Below are 18,642 nucleotides of genomic sequence, written 5' to 3'. Positions count from 1 at the left end.
ACCCGGGGCCATCGGTGTGAACCCGCCGTCGTGGCCCTTCGTGTGCTCTTCGTACAGGGCGTGCGCGGGCGCACAGTGAGCGGCATGAAGACGGAGAACGTGTCGCGGTCGGTCCTGGCCGCCGGGGTGGGCGCGGTGCTCGCGGCGACGGCACTGCTCTACGCCCCCGATCTCGCCCCCGGTCTGTTCGGCCAGGGGCCGCCGCGGCCGCCGGGCCCCGCGGACCGGGCGGTGCTCGCGGCGAACGCGGGGGCGCAGGCCTCCCTGCCCGACCTGGCCGCGCTGATCGGTGACCGCGAGAAGTGGCTGAAGGACCATCCGGCGGACGAGGCCTCATGGGCCGTGCTGGGGTCGGCGTACGCGGAGCGGGGTGCGCGGCTCGCCGACGCGACCTACTACCCGCGGGCCGAGCGCGCCCTGAAGCGCTCGCTCGAGATACGGCCCGCCACGCGCGGGAACCTCGACGCGCAGCTGGGGCTCGGCGCCCTGGCGAACGCGCGGGGCGACTGGCGGACGGCCAGGACCTGGGGCGAGGCGGTCCGCAAGGAGGACCCGAAGCGCTGGTCGGCGTACCCGGTGCTGATCGACGCGTACAACGGGCTCGGCGACTACAAGGCCGCGCAGAAGGCCCTGTCCGCCCTGGAGGAGCTGCACTCGGGGGCGGCGGTGAGCGCGCGGTCCGCGCAGATGTACCGCAACCGGGGCTGGCGCGAGGACGCCTCGGCGGCGGCGGACGACGCGGTCGCGCAGGCCGAGTCCGGCGCGGACAAGGCGGCGGCGGTCGCGCGGCTCGGGGACCTGGCGTGGGAGCGGGGCGAGCCGGCGGAGGCGGAGGCGCACTACGGCACGGCGCTGCGTCTCGTACCGGACCACGGCCCGTCGTTGGCCGGGCGGGCGCGGGCGCTCGCGGCGCTCGGCCGCACGGAGGAGGCGGTGGTCGGCTACCGGGCGGCGCTCGCCCGGCTGCCGCGCCCTGAGTACGTCCTGGAGGCGGGCGAGCTCTACGAGTCGCTGGGCCTGGACGGGGACGCGAAGAGCCAGTACGAGCTGCTGCGGACGCGGACGTGGGTGGGCGCGGAGGTCGTCCTCGGCCTCTTCGAGGCGGACCACGGCGACCCGGCGGCGGCGGTGCGGCGGCTGAAGGCGGAGTGGGCGCGCGGGCACCGGTCGGTGCAGGTGGCGGACGCGCTGGGGTGGGCGCTGTTCCGGGCCGGGGAGCCGAAGGAGGCGCTGGAGTACGCGAAGAAGGCGACGGACGAGGGGCTGCGCAGCGCGCTCTTCTCGTACCACCGGGGCGAGATCGAGCGTGCCGTGGAGGCCTTCGGTCCGGCCCGCCGACACCTGGCGGAGGCGCTGCGGATCAACCCGCACTTCTCGCCCCTGCTGGCCCCGAAGGCCCGCGAGGCGGTGACGACCCTGGGCGACCCCCCGGCCGAACTACCGATCGACCTACGGCCTGAGCGCGCGCCGGCGACGGGCCCGGCGGGTCCGGAGAAGGCGCCGGGGAAGACGGAGAAGGCACCGGGAGCGGAGAAGGCACCGCCGGCTGCGAAGGCGCCCCCGGCGGAGGCCTCTCCACCCGCCCAGGCCGGATAGCCGAACGAGGAGGCCCGGGGCGCTCGCCCCGGGCCTCCTCGTTCGGCGTACGTCCGAACTACAGGTTGCCGCGCTTCTCCTGCTCGCGCTCGATCGCTTCGAAGAGGGCCTTGAAGTTGCCCTTGCCGAAGCCCATGGAGCCGTGACGCTCGATCATCTCGAAGAAGACGGTCGGGCGGTCCTGGACCGGCTTGGTGAAGATCTGCAGCAGGTAGCCGTCCTCGTCGCGGTCGACGAGGATCTTCAGCTCGCGCAGGGTCTCGACGGGCACCCGCGTCTCGCCGGCCCACTCGCCGAGGGTGTCGTAGTAGGAGTCCGGGGTGTCGAGGAACGCGACGCCCGCCGCGCGCATGGAGCGGACGGTCGCGACGATGTCGTTGGTGGCCAGGGCGATGTGCTGGACGCCCGCGCCGCCGTAGAACTCGAGGTACTCGTCGATCTGCGACTTCTTCTTCGCGATCGCCGGCTCGTTGATCGGGAACTTCACCTTCAGGGTGCCGTCCGCGACGACCTTGGACATCAGGGCCGAGTACTCGGTCGCGATGTCGTCGCCCACGAACTCCTTCATGTTCGTGAAGCCCATGACCTTGTTGTAGAAGCCGACCCAGTCGTTCATCTTGCCGAGCTCGACGTTGCCGACGCAGTGGTCGATGGCCTGGAAGGTGCGCTTGGCCGGCGGCTCGACGATCGGGGCGGCGGCGACGAAGCCCGGCAGGTACGGGCCGTCGTAGCCGGAGCGCTCGACGAGGGTGTGGCGGGTCTTGCCGTACGTGGCGATGGCTGCGAGGACGACGGTGCCGTTCTCGTCCTTGACCTCGTGCGGCTCGGTCAGGCCGGTGGCGCCGTGCTCGACGGCGTAGGCGTACGCGGCGCGGGCGTCGGGCACCTCGATCGCCAGGTCGACGACGCCGTCACCGTGCTCGGCGACGTGGTCGGCGAGGAAGCGGCCCCGGTCGGTGGAGGCCTTGATGACGGAGGTGAACACGAAGCGGGCGGCGCCGTTCGTCAGGACGTAACTGGCGGTCTCGCGGCTGCCGTTCTCCGGTCCGGAGTAGGCGACGAGCTTCATGCCGAAGGCCGTGGAGTAGTAGTGCGCGGCCTGCTTGGCATTGCCGACGGCGAAGACGACCGCGTCCATTCCCTTCACGGGGAAGGGATCGGCCTGCCGCGCCGTGGAAGGGGTGTGATCGATGGTCTCAGTCATAGCGGCAGAGTCCCGCCGATCGGCAAGCTGCGCAATAGTTCGCCGAGCCACTGGGCAATGTGTACAGCAGCGGGCCAGTATGGCCGGAAGACTTGTACAGGATGACCATGGGGAGAGGGCTGTGGCGATCGATCATCTGGACGGCCGACTGATCGTGCTCCTGGCACGGGAGCCGAGGATCGGGGTCCTGGAGGCCTCGCGCCGGCTCGGGGTCGCGCGCGGCACCGTGCAGGCGCGCCTGGACCGCCTCCAGGCGAACGGGGTGATCCGCGGTTTCGGCCCGCAGGTGGACCCGGCGGCGCTGGGGTATCCGGTGACGGCGTTCGCGACGCTGGAGATCAAGCAGGGGCAGGGGGCGGACGTACGGGGGCACCTGGCGACCGTGCCCGAGGTGCTCGAACTGCACACGACGACCGGCCACGGCGACATGCTCTGCCGCCTTGTCGCCCGCTCCAACGCCGACCTCCAGCGGGTCATCGACCGGGTCGTCGGCTTCGAGGGGATCGTACGGGCGTCGACGGCGATCGTGATGGAGAACCCCGTGCCGTTGCGGATCATCCCGCTGGTGGAGCAGGCGGCGGAGGACGGGGCGGAGTAGCGCGTACCCGCGTCGCCGCGAGCGAGTTCCAAAGAAGTGGTTGCAAAAAATCCTTGCAACCACTTCTTTGCATGCCTACGCTGAGGCCATGCCCGAGCCCGAGCACCAGCCGCAGCCCCACGCAGGACCCCAGCCCGAGCCCCAGCCCGAGAAGCCTGTGAGTCGTTCGCTCGACCCGCGCTCGCTGCGGGGGCTCGCCCACCCCCTGCGCATCCAGCTGCTGCGCTCCCTGCGCCGTCACGGGCCCGCCACCGCCTCCCAACTGGCCGAGCGGCTTGGCGAGTCCAGCGGCGCGACCAGCTACCACCTGCGCCAGCTGGCCGCCCACGGCTTCGTCGAGGACGACCCGACCCGGGGCAAGGGCAGGGAGCGGTGGTGGAAGTCGGCCCAGCAGGGCACGACGTTCGACGAGTCGCTGTACCGGAACCGGGACCCCGAGGTACAGGGCGCCGTGGCGGTCTATCTGCACGAGATCGCGACCATCCACACCCAGGAGCTGAACACCTACCTCGGCACCCGGCACGACTGGGACGAGAGCTGGCTCGGCGCCTCCGACATGAGCGACTTCACGCTGCGGCTGCCGCCCTCGGGGCTGCGCGAGCTCAACGAGAAGCTCCACGAACTCATCGAGAGCTACCGGGACTCCGCCACCTCGCAGGAGCCGGACGCCCGTCGCGTACGCGTCCACCTGCACGCGTTCCCGCAATCCGAGGACTGACACCGACCGCGACCACGCGCACGCACGACAGCCGGAAGGGATCACCACGCCATGCACGCCGACGTCCACCTCCTGCTCCACGACCTCCGGGCCGCCGAACTCCACCGCGCCGCCGCCGACACCGAGACGCACCCCGCCCCCCGCACCCCGGTCCGTACCCAACTCGGCTGGGCCCTGGTCGAGTTGGGCCTGCGACTCGCCGTCCCCGGCAAGCCCACCACCGCCCGCCCGGTCACCCTCGCCGCGTGAGCGGGCCGAAGGAGGGCATACCGCCGGACCGCGCACCGGGCGAGCACGTATCCCCGGACCGCGCGCCGCTGGCCACCGTTCTGGCCGCCAACGCCATCTCCGTCACCGGCAATTCGCTCACCCTCATCGGGGTCCCGTGGTTCGCGCTCGACACCACGGGCAGCCCCGGCAAGGCGGGCCTGGTCGCGTTCTGCGCGGCCGCGCCCGTCGTCGTCTCCGCGATCGTCGGCGGCCCGGTCATCGACCGGATCGGGCGCCGGCGGATCAGCGTCGCCTCCGACCTCGTCTGCGCGCTCGCGCTGGCCGCGATCCCGCTCCTGCACCGCGCCGGCCTGCTGGAGTTCTGGATGCTGTGCGCGCTGATGGCGGTGACCGGCCTCTTCCACGCGCCCGGGGAGACCGCGCGCTCCGTCCTGATCCCCGACCTCGCCCGCCTCGCCGGGACGCCGCTCGCCCGGGCCGCGAGCCTCTTCGACGCGGTGTCCCGGGGGGCCAGGATGACCGGCGCCGCCCTCGCCGGCGTCCTCGTCGCGGTCCTCGGCGCGGACACCGTCCTGCTCCTGGACGCCGGCACTTTCGGGCTCTCCGCCCTGCTGGTCCTCGTCGGCCTGCGGGGCCTGCCCGCCGCCGCGCCCAGCCGGGACCCGGCCCCGTTCTCCCTCTCCGCCTACCGCGCCGAACTCCGCGAGGGCTACACCTTCGTCCTCCGCTCCCGCCTGATCCTCGGCATCATCCTGCTGGTGATGGTCACCAACGGCCTGAGCCAGGGCTGGAGTTCGGTCCTGCTGCCGGTCCACGCCCGGGAGAACCTCGGGGGCCCGGCCGCGCTCGGCCTGCTGGTCTCCGTCTTCGGCGGCTGCGCGCTGCTCGGGGCACTCGCGTACGGGGCGGTGGGGCACCGCTTCCCGCGCCGGGCGGTCCTCGCCGGTGGCTTCCTGCTCTGCGGCGCGCCGCCGTACGTCATGGCCGCCCTCACCGACACCACGGCGCCGCTGCTCGTCGTCATGGCGGCGGGCGGGTTCGGGGCGGGGGTGCTCAACCCGATCCTGACCACGGTGAAGTACGAGGTCGTCCCCGACGAGCTGCGCACCCGGGTCGCCGGGGTGTCCACGGCCGGTGTCCTGCTGGCCACCCCGCTGGGCGGCCTCGCCGCCGGGCAGTTGGTCGAAGGGACGGGCCTGACGGCGGCGCTGCTCGCGTTCGGCGGGGTCTACTTCCTGGCCACGCTCGCCCCGATGGTCTTCCCGTCCTGGCGCACGATGGAGGCCTCCGCCCGGGCCGAGCCGGTCAGCAGCTCGGAACCTTCGCGTCCTGTCCCTGCTCCAGCGCCCGGAGCGAGTCCACCGCGCCGCTGAGCGTGGTGACCGGGATCAGCCGCAACCCCTTCGGCAGCTCGGCCCGCGCGTCGGAGCACTCGGCCTCCGGTACGAGGAAGACGCTCGCCCCGTCGCGCGCGGCGGCCTGGGTCTTCAGGGAGACCCCGCCGACGGCGCCGACCGTACCGTCCGGCTCGATGGTGCCCGTACCGGCGATGGTCCGCCCGCCGGTGATGCCACCATCCGCACCCGGGGCGTCGCCGTCGAGCTTGTCGACGATCCCGAGGGAGAACATGAAGCCGGCGCTGGGCCCGCCGATGTCGGCGAGGTGGAGCGTCACCTTCACGTCCTTCGGGTCGAGCTTCAGATAGCCGAGGGCGGCCAGGGTGGCGGCGTCCTGCGACTCCTTCATCTGCCCGAGGTTGTGCTTCTGGACCTCGGCGTCGGACTTGCCGGGAGGGTAGACGGAGTCGCGCGGCAGCACGGCCTGGTCGGTACGGAACCAGGCGTCGGCGATGTCCCCGAAGTCGTTGTCCACGCTCGGCCCGGTGGCCACGATGGTGGTCATCAGGAGCTTGCCCTCCGTCTTCTGGACGGGCGCCCCGCTGATCGTGATCACCGGACGCCCGTCGACGGCACCCAGCACATCGGCGGTCGTACCGGGCGAGGCGATGGCGAACGGCAACGGCGCGAGCCCGACGACGGCGAAGAGCGCGGCGACGGGCAGGGCGCAGAGCGCGAGCGCACGGTTGCGCGTGAGACTGGTGAGCACGCCCCCAATCTACTGGTCGCCCACGACCGGCAGACGGGGACCGAAGCGACCGGGGTGACTGGGGCGACCAGGGTGACCCTGTTGACCGGGGCGGCCGGGGTGGCCGGGGTGACTGAAGTGACCGGGGCGGCCGAAGAACGACCGCACCTGGCGGCGCACCGCGCGCACGGCCGCCTCCGGCTCGATCGCGCCGACGAGCCGGACCCGGTCGGCGGCGGTCGTGAGCCCGGCCGCCTGGAGCTGCGGGACCAGGGCGGCGTAGTCGGTGAACACCAAGTGGTCCGCGTGGTCGAGCTGCCGCCGGCGGGTCCGGCCTCCGGGGTGGGCGAGCATCGCACCCCAGGAGCGGTCGAGCCGGGCGTCACGGAAGCCGTCGGTGCCGAGCAGGAGCAGCGGCCGGTCGACGCCGTACCGGGCCACGGGGAAGAGCGTCCCGTCCACCTGGTCCAGATGGCCCTCCAGGTTCACGGCGGCGGCGATCCGTCGGTCGTCGTACAGGGTCTGCGCGGCGGCGGTGCCGCCGGCGGAGTGCCCGTAGATCCCGACCCGCCCGAGGTCGAGGGCGCGCCCGAGGGGCTCTTCCAGGGCTTCGAGCCGGTCGAGGACGAAGCGGATGTCGGCGAGCCGGGTGTCGATCATGGTGCGGAACTGCTCGGCGTCGGGCGGCCCGACGAAGACCGTCCGGCGCACCGTGTCGCGCCCCGGCCGCGCACCGGGGAACTCCACCTGGCTCGCGTCCCCCGGGTGATCGACGGTGACGACGACCCAGCCGTGGCTGGCCAGCTCCTCGGCGAGCAGGGTGCCCATGGTGCGGGCCTCGCCGCCGCCGGGGCTGTAGAGCAGTACGGGCCAGGGTCCGGGGGCGACGGGGGCGCCCGGGTGGGTGTGCGTGAGGGTGGCCGCCCAGTCCACACCGGCCGCGGGCAGTCCGTGGACGGCGGGCGCGAGGAAGGTGAAGAGCCCGGCCTCGCCCGGGGTCAGCTGCGGCGCGCGCGGATAGCCGCGGACGGTACGGGCGGGGTGGAGGACGGTGACCATGACCTCCCGTACCCCGATCGCCGGCTCCCAGGGGTCGTTGCGGGAGGGGTCGACCAGGTGGAGGGTGGTGGCACCGATCCGGTACGGGCCGGTGGGCGCGGGCAGCCGGAGGACGAGGTCACGCGGGGTGGCGGCGGCCGCGGCCCGGGCGGTGGTCGGGGTGAGGGCCAAGGCGGCGGCGAAGAGACCGGCGCGGGTGACGGTCCGTCGGGTCGGGTGGGGGGACGGGGTGGCGGCGGTCGATGCGGAGCCGGCAGATGCGGTGCGGGTCGAGGCGGTTCCGGCAGAGGCGGTGTGGGATGTCATGGGAAGAGGCTGGCGTCGGCGGGTCGCGTCGGGCGAAGGTTGAGGCCCCGACCGAAAGGCTTGTGCGGTGATCCGGATCCGTTTCGCGGCGGAGGACTTCGCCCGGGTGCGGTTCGCCGCCCGGCCGTCCCCGGTGCCGGAGCTGAACGCGGCCTTCATGATGATGTTCGGCGGCGGCGACGAGCTGCTCTTCGGCCGCTGGCGGCGGCGGGTGACGCGGTCCCTGCCGGACGCCGTGACGCCCCTCGCGGATCTCGTCCCTGCGGGCGACCCCCCGCTGTTCCTCGACGTCCTCGGCGAGACGCTGACGGAGGGCCTCGACCTGGTGGAGGCGGCACGGCCGGAGCTGGTGCGCTCCGAGCTGGAGCGGGTCTACGGGGCCCGCCCGTCCCCACAGTGGATCCGCGAGCTCCACGCGGGCGGGACGGGCGCCCGGCGGGTGCTGCGCCGCGCCCAGCGGGCGGCCTTCGAGACGGTCGTGGCACCGGTGTGGCCGCTGGTGCAGGACCTGCACCGGGCGGAGTTCACGCGGTACGCCCTGACGGTCGCCGAACACGGCGTCGGCACGGCCCTGCCGCTCCTGGTCCCCGGCACACGGCTGCGCGAGGGCGCCTGGGAGTGGGCGACGCCGGGTGCGGCGGGTACTGCGGGTACGCGGGAGATCACGCTCGCCGGCCGCGGCCTCGTCCTGCTGCCGACCTTCCACTGGACGGGCCGGCCGCTGGTCCAGGACCTGCCGGACCGACCGGTGGTGGTGACGTACGCGGCCGGGCCCGGCCTCCCGCTCACACCGGACGTGGCGCCCGGCACGGACGAGTCCCTGGCGACGGTCCTCGGCCGCACCCGCCTTGAGCTCCTCCGCGCCCTCACCGACGCCCACACGACGACGACCCTGGCCCGCCGCCTGGGCGTCAGCAACGCGACGGCCTCGGCCCACGCGTCGGCCCTGCGCGGGGCGGGCCTGATCACGACGGCGCGGGCGGGCCGGGCGGTGGAACACCGACGGACGGCGCTGGGAGCACTGCTGGTGGGCGACGGCGGCTGACGCTCGCCGGTCCGCGGCAGCCCCGCAAAGGCGCCGTCGGGTCAGCGCAACGCGTCGGCGACTTCCCGTGCCGCGTCGACGACCCTCGGGCCGACCCGCTCCGGTACCGCGTCCGCGAGCATGACGACGCCCACGCTGCCCTCGATGCCGGTGATGCCGACCAGCGGCGCCGCCGCACCGCTCGCGCCCGCCTCGAGCTCGCCGTGGGTCAGCGTGAACCCGGGCTCGATGAGACTGCCCTGCCGGGCCGCGAGGATGGCGCGGCCCGCCGCGCCCCGGTCGAGCGGGTGACGGAAGCCGGCCCGGTAGGCCACGTGGTAGTCCGTCCAGGTCGGCTCGACGACGGCGACCGCCAGCGCCTCCGCCCCGTCGACGAGGGTCAGATGGGCGGTGGCGCCTATGTCCTCGGCCAGCGAACGCAGCGCGGGCAGCGCTGCCTCGCGTACGAGCGGATGGACCTGACGGCCCAGCCGCAGCACGCCGAGGCCGACCCGGGCGCGACCGCCGAGGTCCCGTCGGACGAGCGCGTGCTGTTCGAGTGTGGCGAGCAGACGGTAGACGACGGTCCTGTTGACCCCGAGTCGGTTGGACAACTCGGTGACGGTCAGGCCGTGGTCGGTGTCGGCGAGCAGCTTGAGGACCCTGAGGCCCCGGTCGAGCGTCTGGGAGGTTTCCGCGGTCACGACGCCCTCTCCTTCGGAGTGAGTGACGGCGGACCTTCAAACGAGAGCTGCGGCGCCGGTCCCGCGGCGACGCACGTCAGAGGCCGCCGGCAGGCCATGCGCACCGGCTGCGCTCCGCGGCGGCGCTGCCACGGGGCGATTGCATTTGCGGGGACAGTAGCGAGCCACTCCGCTCAGCGGAAGACCTCGTCCAGAATCCGGGCGCATGCGCACCGATAAGGACGGTTCAGGGCGTAAGTCGGCCGGTCGGGGCGGTTCTACGGACAAGATCGGCTTTGTCGTCCGTACGAATCAGGCCAGTGGGAGGGGGCTGGGTTGGCACAAGGGCGGGGCCAGGAGGGACTGGTACGGAGGTACGGGTACGAGCACGGGACGGGCTACGCGTACGCGACGGCGACGCCGACGCTCGGCCCCCGTCCCCGGCTCCCGTCCGTCTACGTACGGCTCACCGCATCCGCGTCGCCCACTCCTGCACCTTCTTGATCCGCTCGCGGAGCTGCCCGGCCGTGGCCTCGGCGCTCGGAGGCCCGCCGCAGACCCGGCGGAGCTCGGTGTGGATGACGCCGTGGGGCTTGCCGCTCTGGTGGACGTACGCGCCGACCATGGTGTTGAGCTGCTTCCTCAGCTCCAGCAGCTCCTTGTGCGAAACGACGGGCCGCCGCTCGGCAGGAAGCTCCAGCAGGTCCGCCTCCGTGTCCGGCTTCTTGCGGCTGTGGGCGATCTGGCGGGCCTGGCGCTTCTGGAGGAGGAGCTGGACCTGGTCGGGTTCGAGGAGCCCGGGGATGCCGAGGTAGTCCTGCTCCTCCTCGCTGCCCGGGTGGGCCTGCATGCCGAACTCGGCGCCGTCGTAGAGCACGCGGTCGAAGACGGCGTCGGACTCCAGCGCCTCGAAGGGCAGCGTGTCCTGTTCGCCGGTGTCCTCGTCCTGCTGCTTCTCGGCCTCCGCCATCTCCTTCTCGGACTCGGCGTACGGGTCCTCCTCGCCGTCCTTCTTCGGCTTGTCGAGGACGTGGTCGCGCTCGACCTCCATCTCGTTGGCGAAGCCGAGGAGGTTGGGGATGGTGGGAAGGAACACGGAGGCGGTCTCGCCGCGCCTGCGCGAACGTACGAAACGTCCGACGGCCTGGGCGAAGAAGAGCGGTGTCGAGATGGTCGTGGCATAGACACCGACGGCGAGACGAGGAACGTCGACGCCCTCGGACACCATGCGGACGGCGACCATCCAGCGTTCGTTGTTCTCGCTGAACTCGTCGATCCGCTTGGAGGCGGCGGCCTCGTCGGAGAGGACGACCGTGGCCTTGGTGCCGGTGATCTCGCGGATCAGCTTGGCGTAGGCGCGGGCGGAGTCCTGGTCGGAGGCGATGACGAGCCCGCCGGCGTCGGGGATGCCCTTACGGACCTCGGTGAGGCGCTGGTCGGCGGCGCGCAGGACGTTCGGCATCCAATCGCCGCGCGGGTCGAGGGCGGTGCGCCAGGCCTGGGAGATGGCGTCCTTGGTCATGGGCTCGCCGAGGCGGGCGGCGATCTCGTCGCCGGCCTTGGTGCGCCACCGCATGTTGCCGCTGTAGGAAAGAAAAATGACGGGCCGGACGACCCCGTCACCCAGGGCGTTGCCGTAGCCGTAGGTGTAGTCGGCGGAGGACCGCCGGATGCCGTCGTTCCCCTCCTCGTACGTGACGAAGGGGATGGGGTTGGTGTCGGACCTGAAGGGCGTACCGGTCAGGGCGAGGCGCCGGGTCGCCGGGTCGAAGGCCTCCAGGCAGGCCTCGCCCCAGGACTTGGAGTCACCGGCGTGGTGGATCTCGTCGAGGATGACGAGGGTCTTGCGCTGCTCGCAGCGGTTGCGGTGGAGCATGGGCCGCACGCCGACACCGGCGTAGGTGATCGCGACGCCGTGGTACTCCTTGCTGAGCGGCCCGGCGCTGTAGTCGGGGTCGAGCTTGATCCCTATCCGCGCGGCGGCCGCCGCCCACTGCTTCTTCAGGTGCTCGGTGGGGGCGACGACGGTGACCTGCTGCACGACGTGGTGGTGCAGCAGCCAGGACGCGAGGGTCAGCGCGAAGGTGGTCTTTCCGGCGCCGGGCGTCGCGACCGCGAGGAAGTCGCGGGGCTGCTCCTGGATGTACTTCTCCATGGCGCCCTGCTGCCAGGCTCGCAGCTTGTTGGCGGTGCCCCAGGGGGCCCGACCGGGGAAGGCGGGAGAGAGGTGATGGGAGGAGGTGGCGGTGGTAGTCACGGTCTCCGGTTCGACGCTCGTCCAGATATGACAACCGGGCCACCTTACCGGCGGCCCGCCCGGAACCTCGTACGAACGCCCCGCGGGCGACGCGGGTGCGACTCAGGTCACGTCGCCGCGTGCGGCCGACGCGTCGCCTCGCGCGGCCCGGCGCGTCGCTCCGCGCAGCCCCCGCAGTCGTCGGGCGCAGCCCACGCGCAGCCTCGCGCAGCCCCTCGCGTCGCCTCGCGCAGCCCGCCACGGCACCTCGTGCGCCCCCGATGGCTCCCCTCTCCGCCGCGGCGAGGCTTCGGTCAGGTGGCCCGAGGCCCAGCCCGCAGCCGCGTGGCGACCCACGCCCCCACCAGCGCCACCCCCGCCATCGGCAGGAAGACGGCGGCGAAGGCGGCGGGGTGGGAGCCGGAGGCGGACGCGGTCGTGGCGGCGTGTCCGACCGCGCCCCCGCCGAGGGCGGCGAACGCCGCGCCGCCCGCCGCGAGGAGCAGCACGTTCGACAGGCCGTCGGAGATCTGCAGGGCCGCCGAGTTCGCGCCCGCCTCGTCCGGCGCCGAGAGCTTCAGGAGCAGGACGCTCGTCGAGGAGATCACCAGGCCCATGCCCAGGCACCCGAAGGCCCACGCGACGGCGACGATCCACGCCGGGACGGCCTCGATCAGGACGCTCGGCGCGCCGGCGATCGCGGCCGCGACGAGCAGCATCCCGAAGACGACGAGCCGCTCCCGGTACGGCTCCGTCCACGGCCGGGACTGGAGCCAGGAGCCGAGCGCCCATGTCCCGCCGCCGGCCGCGAGCGAGAGGCCGGCGAGCGTGGGGCTCAGCCCGCGCTGGGTGACGAGCATGAGCGGTACGAAGGACTCGGCGGCGATGAACGAACCCGCCGCGATGCCCCGCAACAGGACGACGGACGGCAGGCCGCGGGCGGCCCGGTAGGTGCCGCGCGGCAGCAGCCCGAGCACGGCGGGCACGAGCAGCGCCACGCCCGCCACGGCCGGAAGCAGCGAGAGCCAGCGCAGCTCCTGACCGGCGTACTGGAGGAGCCCGGCGCCGGCCGAGATGCCGAGCGCGAGCCGGATGCGCCGCCGGTCGTACGGCGGGAGGGGCGCGGCGGGGTCGGCGGGCCCGGAGGCGGTACGACGTATGGCCGGAAGGGCGAGGGCGAGGGGGAGGACCACGAGCACGGGGATCCCCACGAAGACCCACCGCCAGCCCAGGTGCTCGGTGATCGTCCCCGAGGCGAGGGGCCCGACTATGGAGGGGACGACCCAGCTCGCGGCGAAGGCGGCCATGATCGCGGGCCGGAGGTGCTCGGCGTACGCCCGGCTCACCACGACGTACAAGGCGACGATCACCAGCCCTCCGCCGAGCCCCTGCACGGCCCTCCCGAGGATGAAGAGCCACATGGTGCCGGCGGTCCCGGAGAGCAGCAGCCCGGCGGCGAAGGAGGTGATGCCGGCGGTGAGCGGGGCGAGGGGCCCGCCGCGGTCGGACCATTGCCCGGACAGGACCATGGCGAAGAGGCTGGTGGTGAAGTACGCGGAGAAGGCGAAGGCGTACAACGGGATGCCGTTCAGCTCGCGCGCCGCGACGGGCATGGCGGTCCCGACGGCGGTCGCCTCGAAGGCGATGAGCAGGACGACGGAGACGATCCCAATGCTGAGCGCCCGGTGCTCCCGGTCGAGCACGGAGCCGCCGCCCGGGGAGGGGACGGCGGTGGCGGGCGCGACGTCTGCGTCGCGGGGTTCGAGGGCGCTCATGCTCCCAGGGTAAGAGGCATACCGCCGGATGACCCCTGTCCGAGGTCGGGTCCGTCCTGGTCCCTTGGACGTACGACCGTGAACGCGACATGGCAGTCGTGTTGCACGCCCCCGGAAACCCTTGAGCCCCCCGACGACCCCACCTACGGTCGTACTCATCACCAACACGACCGTGTGCCCGAGTGGTTGAGGGGCTCGCCTGCAAAGCGAGTTACGCGGGTTCAATTCCCGCCACGGTCTCCAAGCGATCTTCACGACCGCATCCGCGCCCGCTCTTCGGAGCGGCCCCGCACACCCCGCCGCTTCAGGACCTTCCACTCCTCGACGGCGTGCTCTCCGTGAGCCGGGGGTCCTGGCAGCCCAACTGGCCGGCCACCCTGCGCGCGGCGGCGTCGGCCAGGTCGGGGGCCGCCAGATCTCGCCGGCACTCCGGTCGCCAATCCAGGTCGCGCCGTCACGGCGTCACACCCGTTACGGCGTCGCAGCGCCACGCCCGTCACGGCGTCACGGCGTCACGGCATCAGCACCGTCACGCCGTCAACACCGTCACGCCGTCGGTGCCCCCACCGCCGCCTGCGGTCGAATCGGGAGGCGGTTGATCGGGCGGCCCGTGGCCGCGCGGACCGCTGCGGCCACGGCTGCCGGGGAGGTGACGACCGGGACCGCGCTCGCGGCCTTCGCGCCGAAGGGGGCCACCACGTCGCGTTCCTCGACGAGTTTCACGAGGCGGATGTCCGGGGCGTCCAGGGACGTCGGGAGGGCGTAGCCCGTCAGGTCCGGGTGGCGGAGGAGGCCGCGGGTCGTGCGGAGGTTCTCCGTGAGGGCCGCGCCGACGCCCTGGGTCACGCCGGCTTCGATACGGGCCGTCAGCTGGGCCGGGTTGAGGATGCGGCCCACGTCCTGGGCCACCGCCATCTCGACCACCCGTACCGAGCCGAGCTCGATGTCGACGTCCACCACCGCGCGGATCGCGCAGAAGGCGAGGCCCACGAACGCGTCGCCCTGGCCCGATTCGTCCAGGGGCTCCGTCGGGTGGGGGCGGCACTGGGCCGTGGCCCAGAGCTCCTTGCCGTCCATCGCCTCCGTGACCGTGGTCGACAGGACGCCGTCGTACGACGTGATCTTGCCGTCCGTGATCTGGAGCAGCTCCGTCGACATGCCGAACTTGTGGGCCAAGGGCTGGAGCAGCTGCGTGCGGACCATTTTCGCCGCGCGTTCCACCGCCCCGCCCGAGACCCACGTGTGGCGGCCGTGCGTCGCCGGGCCCGCCGGCGGCTGGTCCGTGTCCACCGAGGCGACGTGGACCTCTTCGAGGCCCAGCGTCTCCTGGACGATCTGCCGCGCGAGCGTCGCGAAGCCCGAACCCGTGTCGACGGCCGCGCAGATGACCGTCGCCACGCCGTCCTGGACCTTCACCGTCGCCGTCGAGACCTCGTCCGCGCCCTCCGCGCCGAGCATGTGGACCATGCCGACCGCGTAGCCCACGCCCCGGCGCACCGCGCCCGGTTCGCCCGCGCCCTCCGGTCCGCCGGGGAGCAGCCAGTCCTCCTCCGGGGTGTCCATCGGGAGGGACGGAAGGGGGAAGTCGCGGACCGCGGACAGGAGTTCGGCCACCGGGGCCGGGCAGGTCACGGTCTGGCCCGTCGGGAGGATGTCCCCCGTCGCCAGGACGTTGCGCAGCCGTACGTCCACCGGGTCCACGCCCAGCTTCGCCGCCAGCTTGTCCATCTGCGCCTCGTACGCCGCGCACACCTGCATCGCGCCCTCGCCTCGCACATGGCCGGACGGCGGGTTGTTCGTACGGACCGCCCAGCCCTCGATGAAGGCGTGCGGCACGACGTACGGGCCGCAGGCGAAGGACACCGCCGCCGCCAGCGACTCCGACGAGGCGTCCGCGTACGCGCCCGCGTCCAGCAGGATCTGCGCCTCCACCTTCACCAACCGGCCCTCCGCGTCCGCGTGGTGGCGGTAGCGCAGCAGCGTCGGGTGGCGGTGGGCGTGGCCGAGGAAGGACTCCTCGCGCGTCGCGGTGAGCTTGACCGGGCAGCCCGTGCGGAGGGCGAGGAGGCCCAGGGGAATCTGGAAGCCCGGGTCCTCACGGTCGCCCGTCGCCCCCGGAACTCCCGTCACGACGACCTTGACCTGGTCGGGCGACAGGCCGAAGCAGGCCGCCGCCAGGTCCCGGTCGGTGTGCGGGTCGGTGGAGGCCGTGTAGATCTCGACCCCGCCGTCGGGGCGCGGCACGGCGAGGCCGGCCTCCGCGCCGATGGGGGCCGGGTCCTGGCGGCCGATCCGGTACAGGCCCTCGACCACGACCTCGCCCGTCGCCTCCGCGTCCCCGAACCGCAGCGGGATGTGGCGGATCAGGTTGCCGTCGGGGTGCAACGCCTCGGCCGCGAACGCCTTCTCGGGGTCCGTGACCGGGTCCAGGAGCTCGTACTCGACCGCGATCGCCGCCGCCGCGAGCCGCGCCGTGTCCGGGTGGTCCGCGGCCACGGCCGCGATCGCCTCACCGTGGTGGCGGACCAGGTCGGAGGCGAAGACCGGCCGGTCGGCGACCGTCCTGCCGTACGTCGCCTCCCCCGGCACGTCGGCGTGGGTCACCACGGCCCGTACGCCCGGCATGTCCGCCGCCGCGCTCGTGTCGATCGACACGATCCGGGCGTGCGGGTGCGGCGAGCGCAGGATCGCCGCCCACAGCAGGCCCTCGGCCCAGAGGTCGGAGGCGTACGGGAAGGTGCCCTCGGCCTTCGCCCGCGCGTCGGCCGACGGGAGGGAGGTGCCGAGGCCGTGGGCCGCGGGCTCCGGTTCCAGGGTGTCGAGCGCCGTGGGGGTGGTGGTGGCGGTGGTCGCGTCGCTGCTCACGCCATGCCTCCGTCGTGCGGGTGCGGAATCTGGTGCGGGATGCGCGCCTCGTCGGCCGACGCGGCCGTCTGCGCCTCGCGCTCGGCGACGACCTCGCGCACGGCGTCGAGCACGCCCCGGTAGCCCGAGCACCGGCAGAGGTTGCCGCAGAGCGCCTGCCGGGTCTCCAGCTCGGTCGGAGCGTGGTTGCCTTCGAGCAGGTCGTGGACGGTCATGGCCATGCCCGGTACGCAGTAGCCGCACTGGACGGCCCCGCACCGGGCCAGGGCCCGCTGCACGTCCGACGGTTCGCCGTCGGTGGCCAGGCCCTCGACCGTACGCACCTCACTGCCGGCCGCCGTCGCAGCCGGCACCAGGCAGGAGGCGACGAGCCGGCCGTCGACCTGGACGTTGCACGCGCCGCACTCGCCCTGCGAGCAGCCGTCCTTGGCGCCGGCCAGACCGAGCCGCTCCCGCAGGACGTAGAGCAGCGACTCACCGATCCAGGAGTCCGTCACGGGACGGTCGGCGCCGTTCACACGCAGGAGGTACGAGATGTGCGGATGCTCGTCACTGTCCGCGCTGCTGCCCGTGGAGGCGGGAGCGTCGAGGGCCTCCTCGGGGGCCTGAGCCTCAGGGGCCTGGGCCTCGGGGGCCTCCTCGGGAGCCTCGGCCTCCGGCGTGGCGTACTCCGGCGAGGCCGAGAGCGCGTCAAGCGCGGACGGCGCCTGCGGGACCGACGAGACCGGCTCACCGGACTCCGCCGCCTCGGCCACCGGCCCCTGCTCAGGCCCGTGGTCCGGCTCCTGCTCCTGGACCGCCTCCGCCGTCGGTTCCTGGACCGCCCAGGGCGCCGGCGCGCCGCCCGGCAGGGTCGCAGGGGCGCTGCTCGCGTACTGCGCCAGCATCGAGGTCGTGTACTCGCCCGAGTCGTCGGACGCGTCGGCGCCCTCCGTGACCACCGGGATCGTCCACTGCCCGGTCGCCGCGGGGTCGGCCGACTCCGTCGTCCCTGCGAAGTTCCACTGACCGGTCGCGTGCGGGTCGGGCTCGACGGCGTCCGCGAAGGTCCACTCGCCCGTCGCGTGCGGGTCGTGCTCCGCCGACTGTTCCACCGGGTGCTCGGCCGACTGCTCCGCGGCCGTCGGCGTCTGCACGACCCACTGGCCCGTCGCCGCCGGGTCCGTACCGGCGGCCGGGGTGAGCGGCGTCAGCGGCACGATCATCGGCGGTACGTAACCGTGGCCCGGCGCCTCCAGCGGGACGCCGTCGAGCATGAACTCCGGCGGCAGGTGGACGAAGGCCGTGGCGTCGCCGTCGTACCCCTCGCTCAGCGGGATCGGCTCCCAGCCGCCCCCGCTCGCGTTCGCGTTCGGTTCGTTGCTCACGACAGCGCCCTCCCCAGTGCCCGTCGAGCCAGCGCGGCGACCGTGCGCCGCAGGTGCAGTACGGCCGGTGGCAGCTGCTCCTCGCCCGGCGGGTCCGGGATGCAGGCCGCCGCCACGTACTCGCCGAAGGCCGTCAGCGCCTCGGGGGCGAGCCCCCGGTCGCCGTCCCAGTCCACCAGCGAGGCGATCCAGTGCTCGGCCTCCAGGGGCCGCAGCGGCATCGGGGCGATCGCGCCGACGGCGCAGCGCACTCCCCGCCGCGCCGGGTCGAGGACGACCGCGACGGAGGCGGCTGCGCGGGCCGGGCCCGTGCGTCCCGTGGCCTTGAGGAAGACCTGCGGAGCGTGCAGGAGGGGTACGCGGACGAACGCGACCAGCTCGCCGGGGGCCAGCAGGTCGCGGCCCGCCAGGAGATGGGAGACGGGGATCTCGCGGGTGCCGAGCGGGCCCATGACGACGAGGTCGGCCTCCAGGGCCGCCAGGACGGGCAGCGAGTCGCCCGTGGGCGCCGCGGTGACGACGTTGCCCCCGAGGGTGCCCGCGTTACGGATCTGGGGCGGCCCCGCGGCGCGCGCGGCGGCCGCGAGGGCGGGGATGAGGGCCGCGAAGTCGGGGCGGCCCATCCGGGCGTGGGTGAGACCGGCGCCGAGGAGGGCGTGGCCGTCCTGGTACTGCCAGCCGCGGATCTCGTTGATCCGGCCGAGGCCGACGAGTCCGGCCGGCCTGAGCTGGCCCTTGTTGACGGCGGCCATCAGGTCCGTGCCGCCCGCGACCGGTACGGCGGCGGGCATGGCGGTGAGCGCCGCCACGGCCTCGTCGAGCGAGGCCGGCAGCGTCACGGACTGCGCCGTCTGTGGTGCGTGCGTGGTCAACCCGCTGCCCCTTCCCGGTGTCC

At 73.6% G+C, this 18,642-nt stretch carries 15 protein-coding genes and 1 tRNA gene; 7 read left to right on the top strand and 9 right to left on the bottom strand.

Features of this window, described 5'->3' with window-relative positions:
- Positions 1–84: 84 nt before the first annotated feature.
- Positions 85–1,596, top strand: a complete 1,512-nt coding sequence (locus tag ACGFYP_RS17400) for a tetratricopeptide repeat protein (protein ID WP_393493664.1) — start codon at positions 85–87, stop codon at positions 1,594–1,596.
- 58 nt (positions 1,597–1,654) lie between these two features.
- Here the strand turns inward: ACGFYP_RS17400 and hppD are convergent, their stop codons facing one another.
- Positions 1,655–2,800 (bottom strand): 4-hydroxyphenylpyruvate dioxygenase, encoded by a 1,146-nt coding sequence (gene hppD / locus ACGFYP_RS17395; RefSeq protein ID WP_393493661.1) that lies wholly within the window; start codon positions 2,798–2,800, stop codon positions 1,655–1,657.
- Positions 2,801–2,921: 121 nt separating this feature from the next.
- Between hppD and ACGFYP_RS17390 the strand changes: the two genes are divergently transcribed.
- From ACGFYP_RS17390 to ACGFYP_RS17375, 4 genes are all read left to right on the top strand, one after another.
- Positions 2,922–3,398 (top strand): Lrp/AsnC family transcriptional regulator, encoded by a 477-nt coding sequence (locus ACGFYP_RS17390; protein ID WP_361962594.1) that lies wholly within the window; start codon positions 2,922–2,924, stop codon positions 3,396–3,398.
- Between the two features lie 88 nt (positions 3,399–3,486).
- Positions 3,487–4,116 (top strand): ArsR/SmtB family transcription factor, encoded by a 630-nt coding sequence (locus ACGFYP_RS17385; protein ID WP_393493657.1) that lies wholly within the window; start codon positions 3,487–3,489, stop codon positions 4,114–4,116.
- Between the two features lie 51 nt (positions 4,117–4,167).
- On the top strand, positions 4,168–4,365 hold the full coding sequence (locus tag ACGFYP_RS17380; protein WP_393493655.1) for a hypothetical protein: 198 nt from the start codon (positions 4,168–4,170) through the stop codon (positions 4,363–4,365).
- The gene (locus tag ACGFYP_RS17375; protein WP_393493653.1) at positions 4,362–5,720 is read left to right on the top strand and encodes an MFS transporter; all 1,359 of its coding nucleotides are present in this window, start codon (positions 4,362–4,364) and stop codon (positions 5,718–5,720) included. Before ACGFYP_RS17380 ends, ACGFYP_RS17375 begins: the two co-directional genes overlap by 4 nt.
- Here the strand turns inward: ACGFYP_RS17375 and ACGFYP_RS17370 are convergent.
- Both ACGFYP_RS17370 and ACGFYP_RS17365 read right to left on the bottom strand, forming a co-directional pair.
- Positions 5,653–6,453: a S16 family serine protease gene (locus ACGFYP_RS17370; RefSeq protein WP_361962588.1), complete on the bottom strand. Its 801-nt coding sequence runs from the start codon at positions 6,451–6,453 to the stop codon at positions 5,653–5,655. The two genes, ACGFYP_RS17375 and ACGFYP_RS17370, sit on opposite strands and share 68 nt — an antisense overlap.
- Before the next feature lie 9 nt (positions 6,454–6,462).
- Complete coding sequence (locus ACGFYP_RS17365) at positions 6,463–7,797, bottom strand: alpha/beta hydrolase family protein (RefSeq protein ID WP_393493649.1); 1,335 nt, start codon at positions 7,795–7,797, stop codon at positions 6,463–6,465.
- 67 nt (positions 7,798–7,864) lie between these two features.
- Here ACGFYP_RS17365 and ACGFYP_RS17360 point away from each other — a divergent pair, with 67 nt between their 5' ends.
- The gene (locus tag ACGFYP_RS17360) at positions 7,865–8,842 is read left to right on the top strand and encodes an ArsR/SmtB family transcription factor (RefSeq protein WP_393493646.1); all 978 of its coding nucleotides are present in this window, start codon (positions 7,865–7,867) and stop codon (positions 8,840–8,842) included.
- Between the two features lie 41 nt (positions 8,843–8,883).
- Here the strand turns inward: ACGFYP_RS17360 and ACGFYP_RS17355 are convergent, their stop codons facing one another.
- The 3 genes from ACGFYP_RS17355 to ACGFYP_RS17345 all read right to left on the bottom strand — a co-directional run bounded on the left by ACGFYP_RS17355 (position 8,884) and on the right by ACGFYP_RS17345 (position 13,515).
- Positions 8,884–9,525, bottom strand: a complete 642-nt coding sequence (locus ACGFYP_RS17355; protein ID WP_260229619.1) for an IclR family transcriptional regulator — start codon at positions 9,523–9,525, stop codon at positions 8,884–8,886.
- A gap of 445 nt (positions 9,526–9,970) precedes the next feature.
- Entirely contained in the window at positions 9,971–11,761 is a 1,791-nt protein-coding gene (locus ACGFYP_RS17350; protein ID WP_361962581.1) for a DEAD/DEAH box helicase, read from the bottom strand.
- Positions 11,762–12,054: 293 nt separating this feature from the next.
- Positions 12,055–13,515: an MFS transporter gene (locus ACGFYP_RS17345; RefSeq protein ID WP_393493640.1), complete on the bottom strand. Its 1,461-nt coding sequence runs from the start codon at positions 13,513–13,515 to the stop codon at positions 12,055–12,057.
- 168 nt (positions 13,516–13,683) lie between these two features.
- Here ACGFYP_RS17345 and ACGFYP_RS17340 point away from each other — a divergent pair.
- A tRNA-Cys gene (locus ACGFYP_RS17340) sits at positions 13,684–13,758 on the top strand.
- 303 nt (positions 13,759–14,061) lie between these two features.
- Here ACGFYP_RS17340 and ACGFYP_RS17335 read toward each other — a convergent pair.
- Genes ACGFYP_RS17335 through ACGFYP_RS17325 form a run of 3 tightly spaced genes read right to left on the bottom strand, consistent with a single transcriptional unit; the run spans position 14,062 to position 18,619 of the window.
- On the bottom strand, positions 14,062–16,380 hold the full coding sequence (locus ACGFYP_RS17335; RefSeq protein ID WP_393493637.1) for a xanthine dehydrogenase family protein molybdopterin-binding subunit: 2,319 nt from the start codon (positions 16,378–16,380) through the stop codon (positions 14,062–14,064).
- Positions 16,377–17,747 (bottom strand): 2Fe-2S iron-sulfur cluster-binding protein, encoded by a 1,371-nt coding sequence (locus ACGFYP_RS17330; protein WP_393493634.1) that lies wholly within the window; start codon positions 17,745–17,747, stop codon positions 16,377–16,379. The genes ACGFYP_RS17335 and ACGFYP_RS17330 overlap by 4 nt, the downstream gene beginning before the upstream one ends.
- Positions 17,744–18,619, bottom strand: coding sequence for an FAD binding domain-containing protein (locus ACGFYP_RS17325; protein ID WP_393493631.1), 876 nt, complete (start codon positions 18,617–18,619; stop codon positions 17,744–17,746). Before ACGFYP_RS17325 ends, ACGFYP_RS17330 begins: the two co-directional genes overlap by 4 nt.
- Between the last annotated feature and the right edge of the window lie 23 nt (positions 18,620–18,642).

This window comes from Streptomyces sp. NPDC048370, from assembly GCF_043200825.1.
In the GTDB taxonomy this organism is placed as follows: domain Bacteria; phylum Actinomycetota; class Actinomycetes; order Streptomycetales; family Streptomycetaceae; genus Streptomyces.
This window is presented reverse-complemented; position numbering and strand designations above follow the sequence as displayed.

Bases quoted from the DNA above. Each gene is read 5' to 3' on its own strand.
- ACGFYP_RS17400 (WP_393493664.1), top strand. From the start codon at position 85: ATGAAGACGGAGAACGTGTCGCGGTCGGTCCTGGCCGCCGGGGTGGGC.
- hppD (WP_393493661.1), bottom strand. From the start codon at position 2,800: ATGACTGAGACCATCGATCACACCCCTTCCACGGCGCGGCAGGCCGAT.
- ACGFYP_RS17385 (WP_393493657.1), top strand. From the start codon at position 3,487: ATGCCCGAGCCCGAGCACCAGCCGCAGCCCCACGCAGGACCCCAGCCC.
- ACGFYP_RS17380 (WP_393493655.1), top strand. From the start codon at position 4,168: ATGCACGCCGACGTCCACCTCCTGCTCCACGACCTCCGGGCCGCCGAA.
- ACGFYP_RS17365 (WP_393493649.1), bottom strand. From the start codon at position 7,797: ATGACATCCCACACCGCCTCTGCCGGAACCGCCTCGACCCGCACCGCA.
- ACGFYP_RS17345 (WP_393493640.1), bottom strand. From the start codon at position 13,515: ATGAGCGCCCTCGAACCCCGCGACGCAGACGTCGCGCCCGCCACCGCC.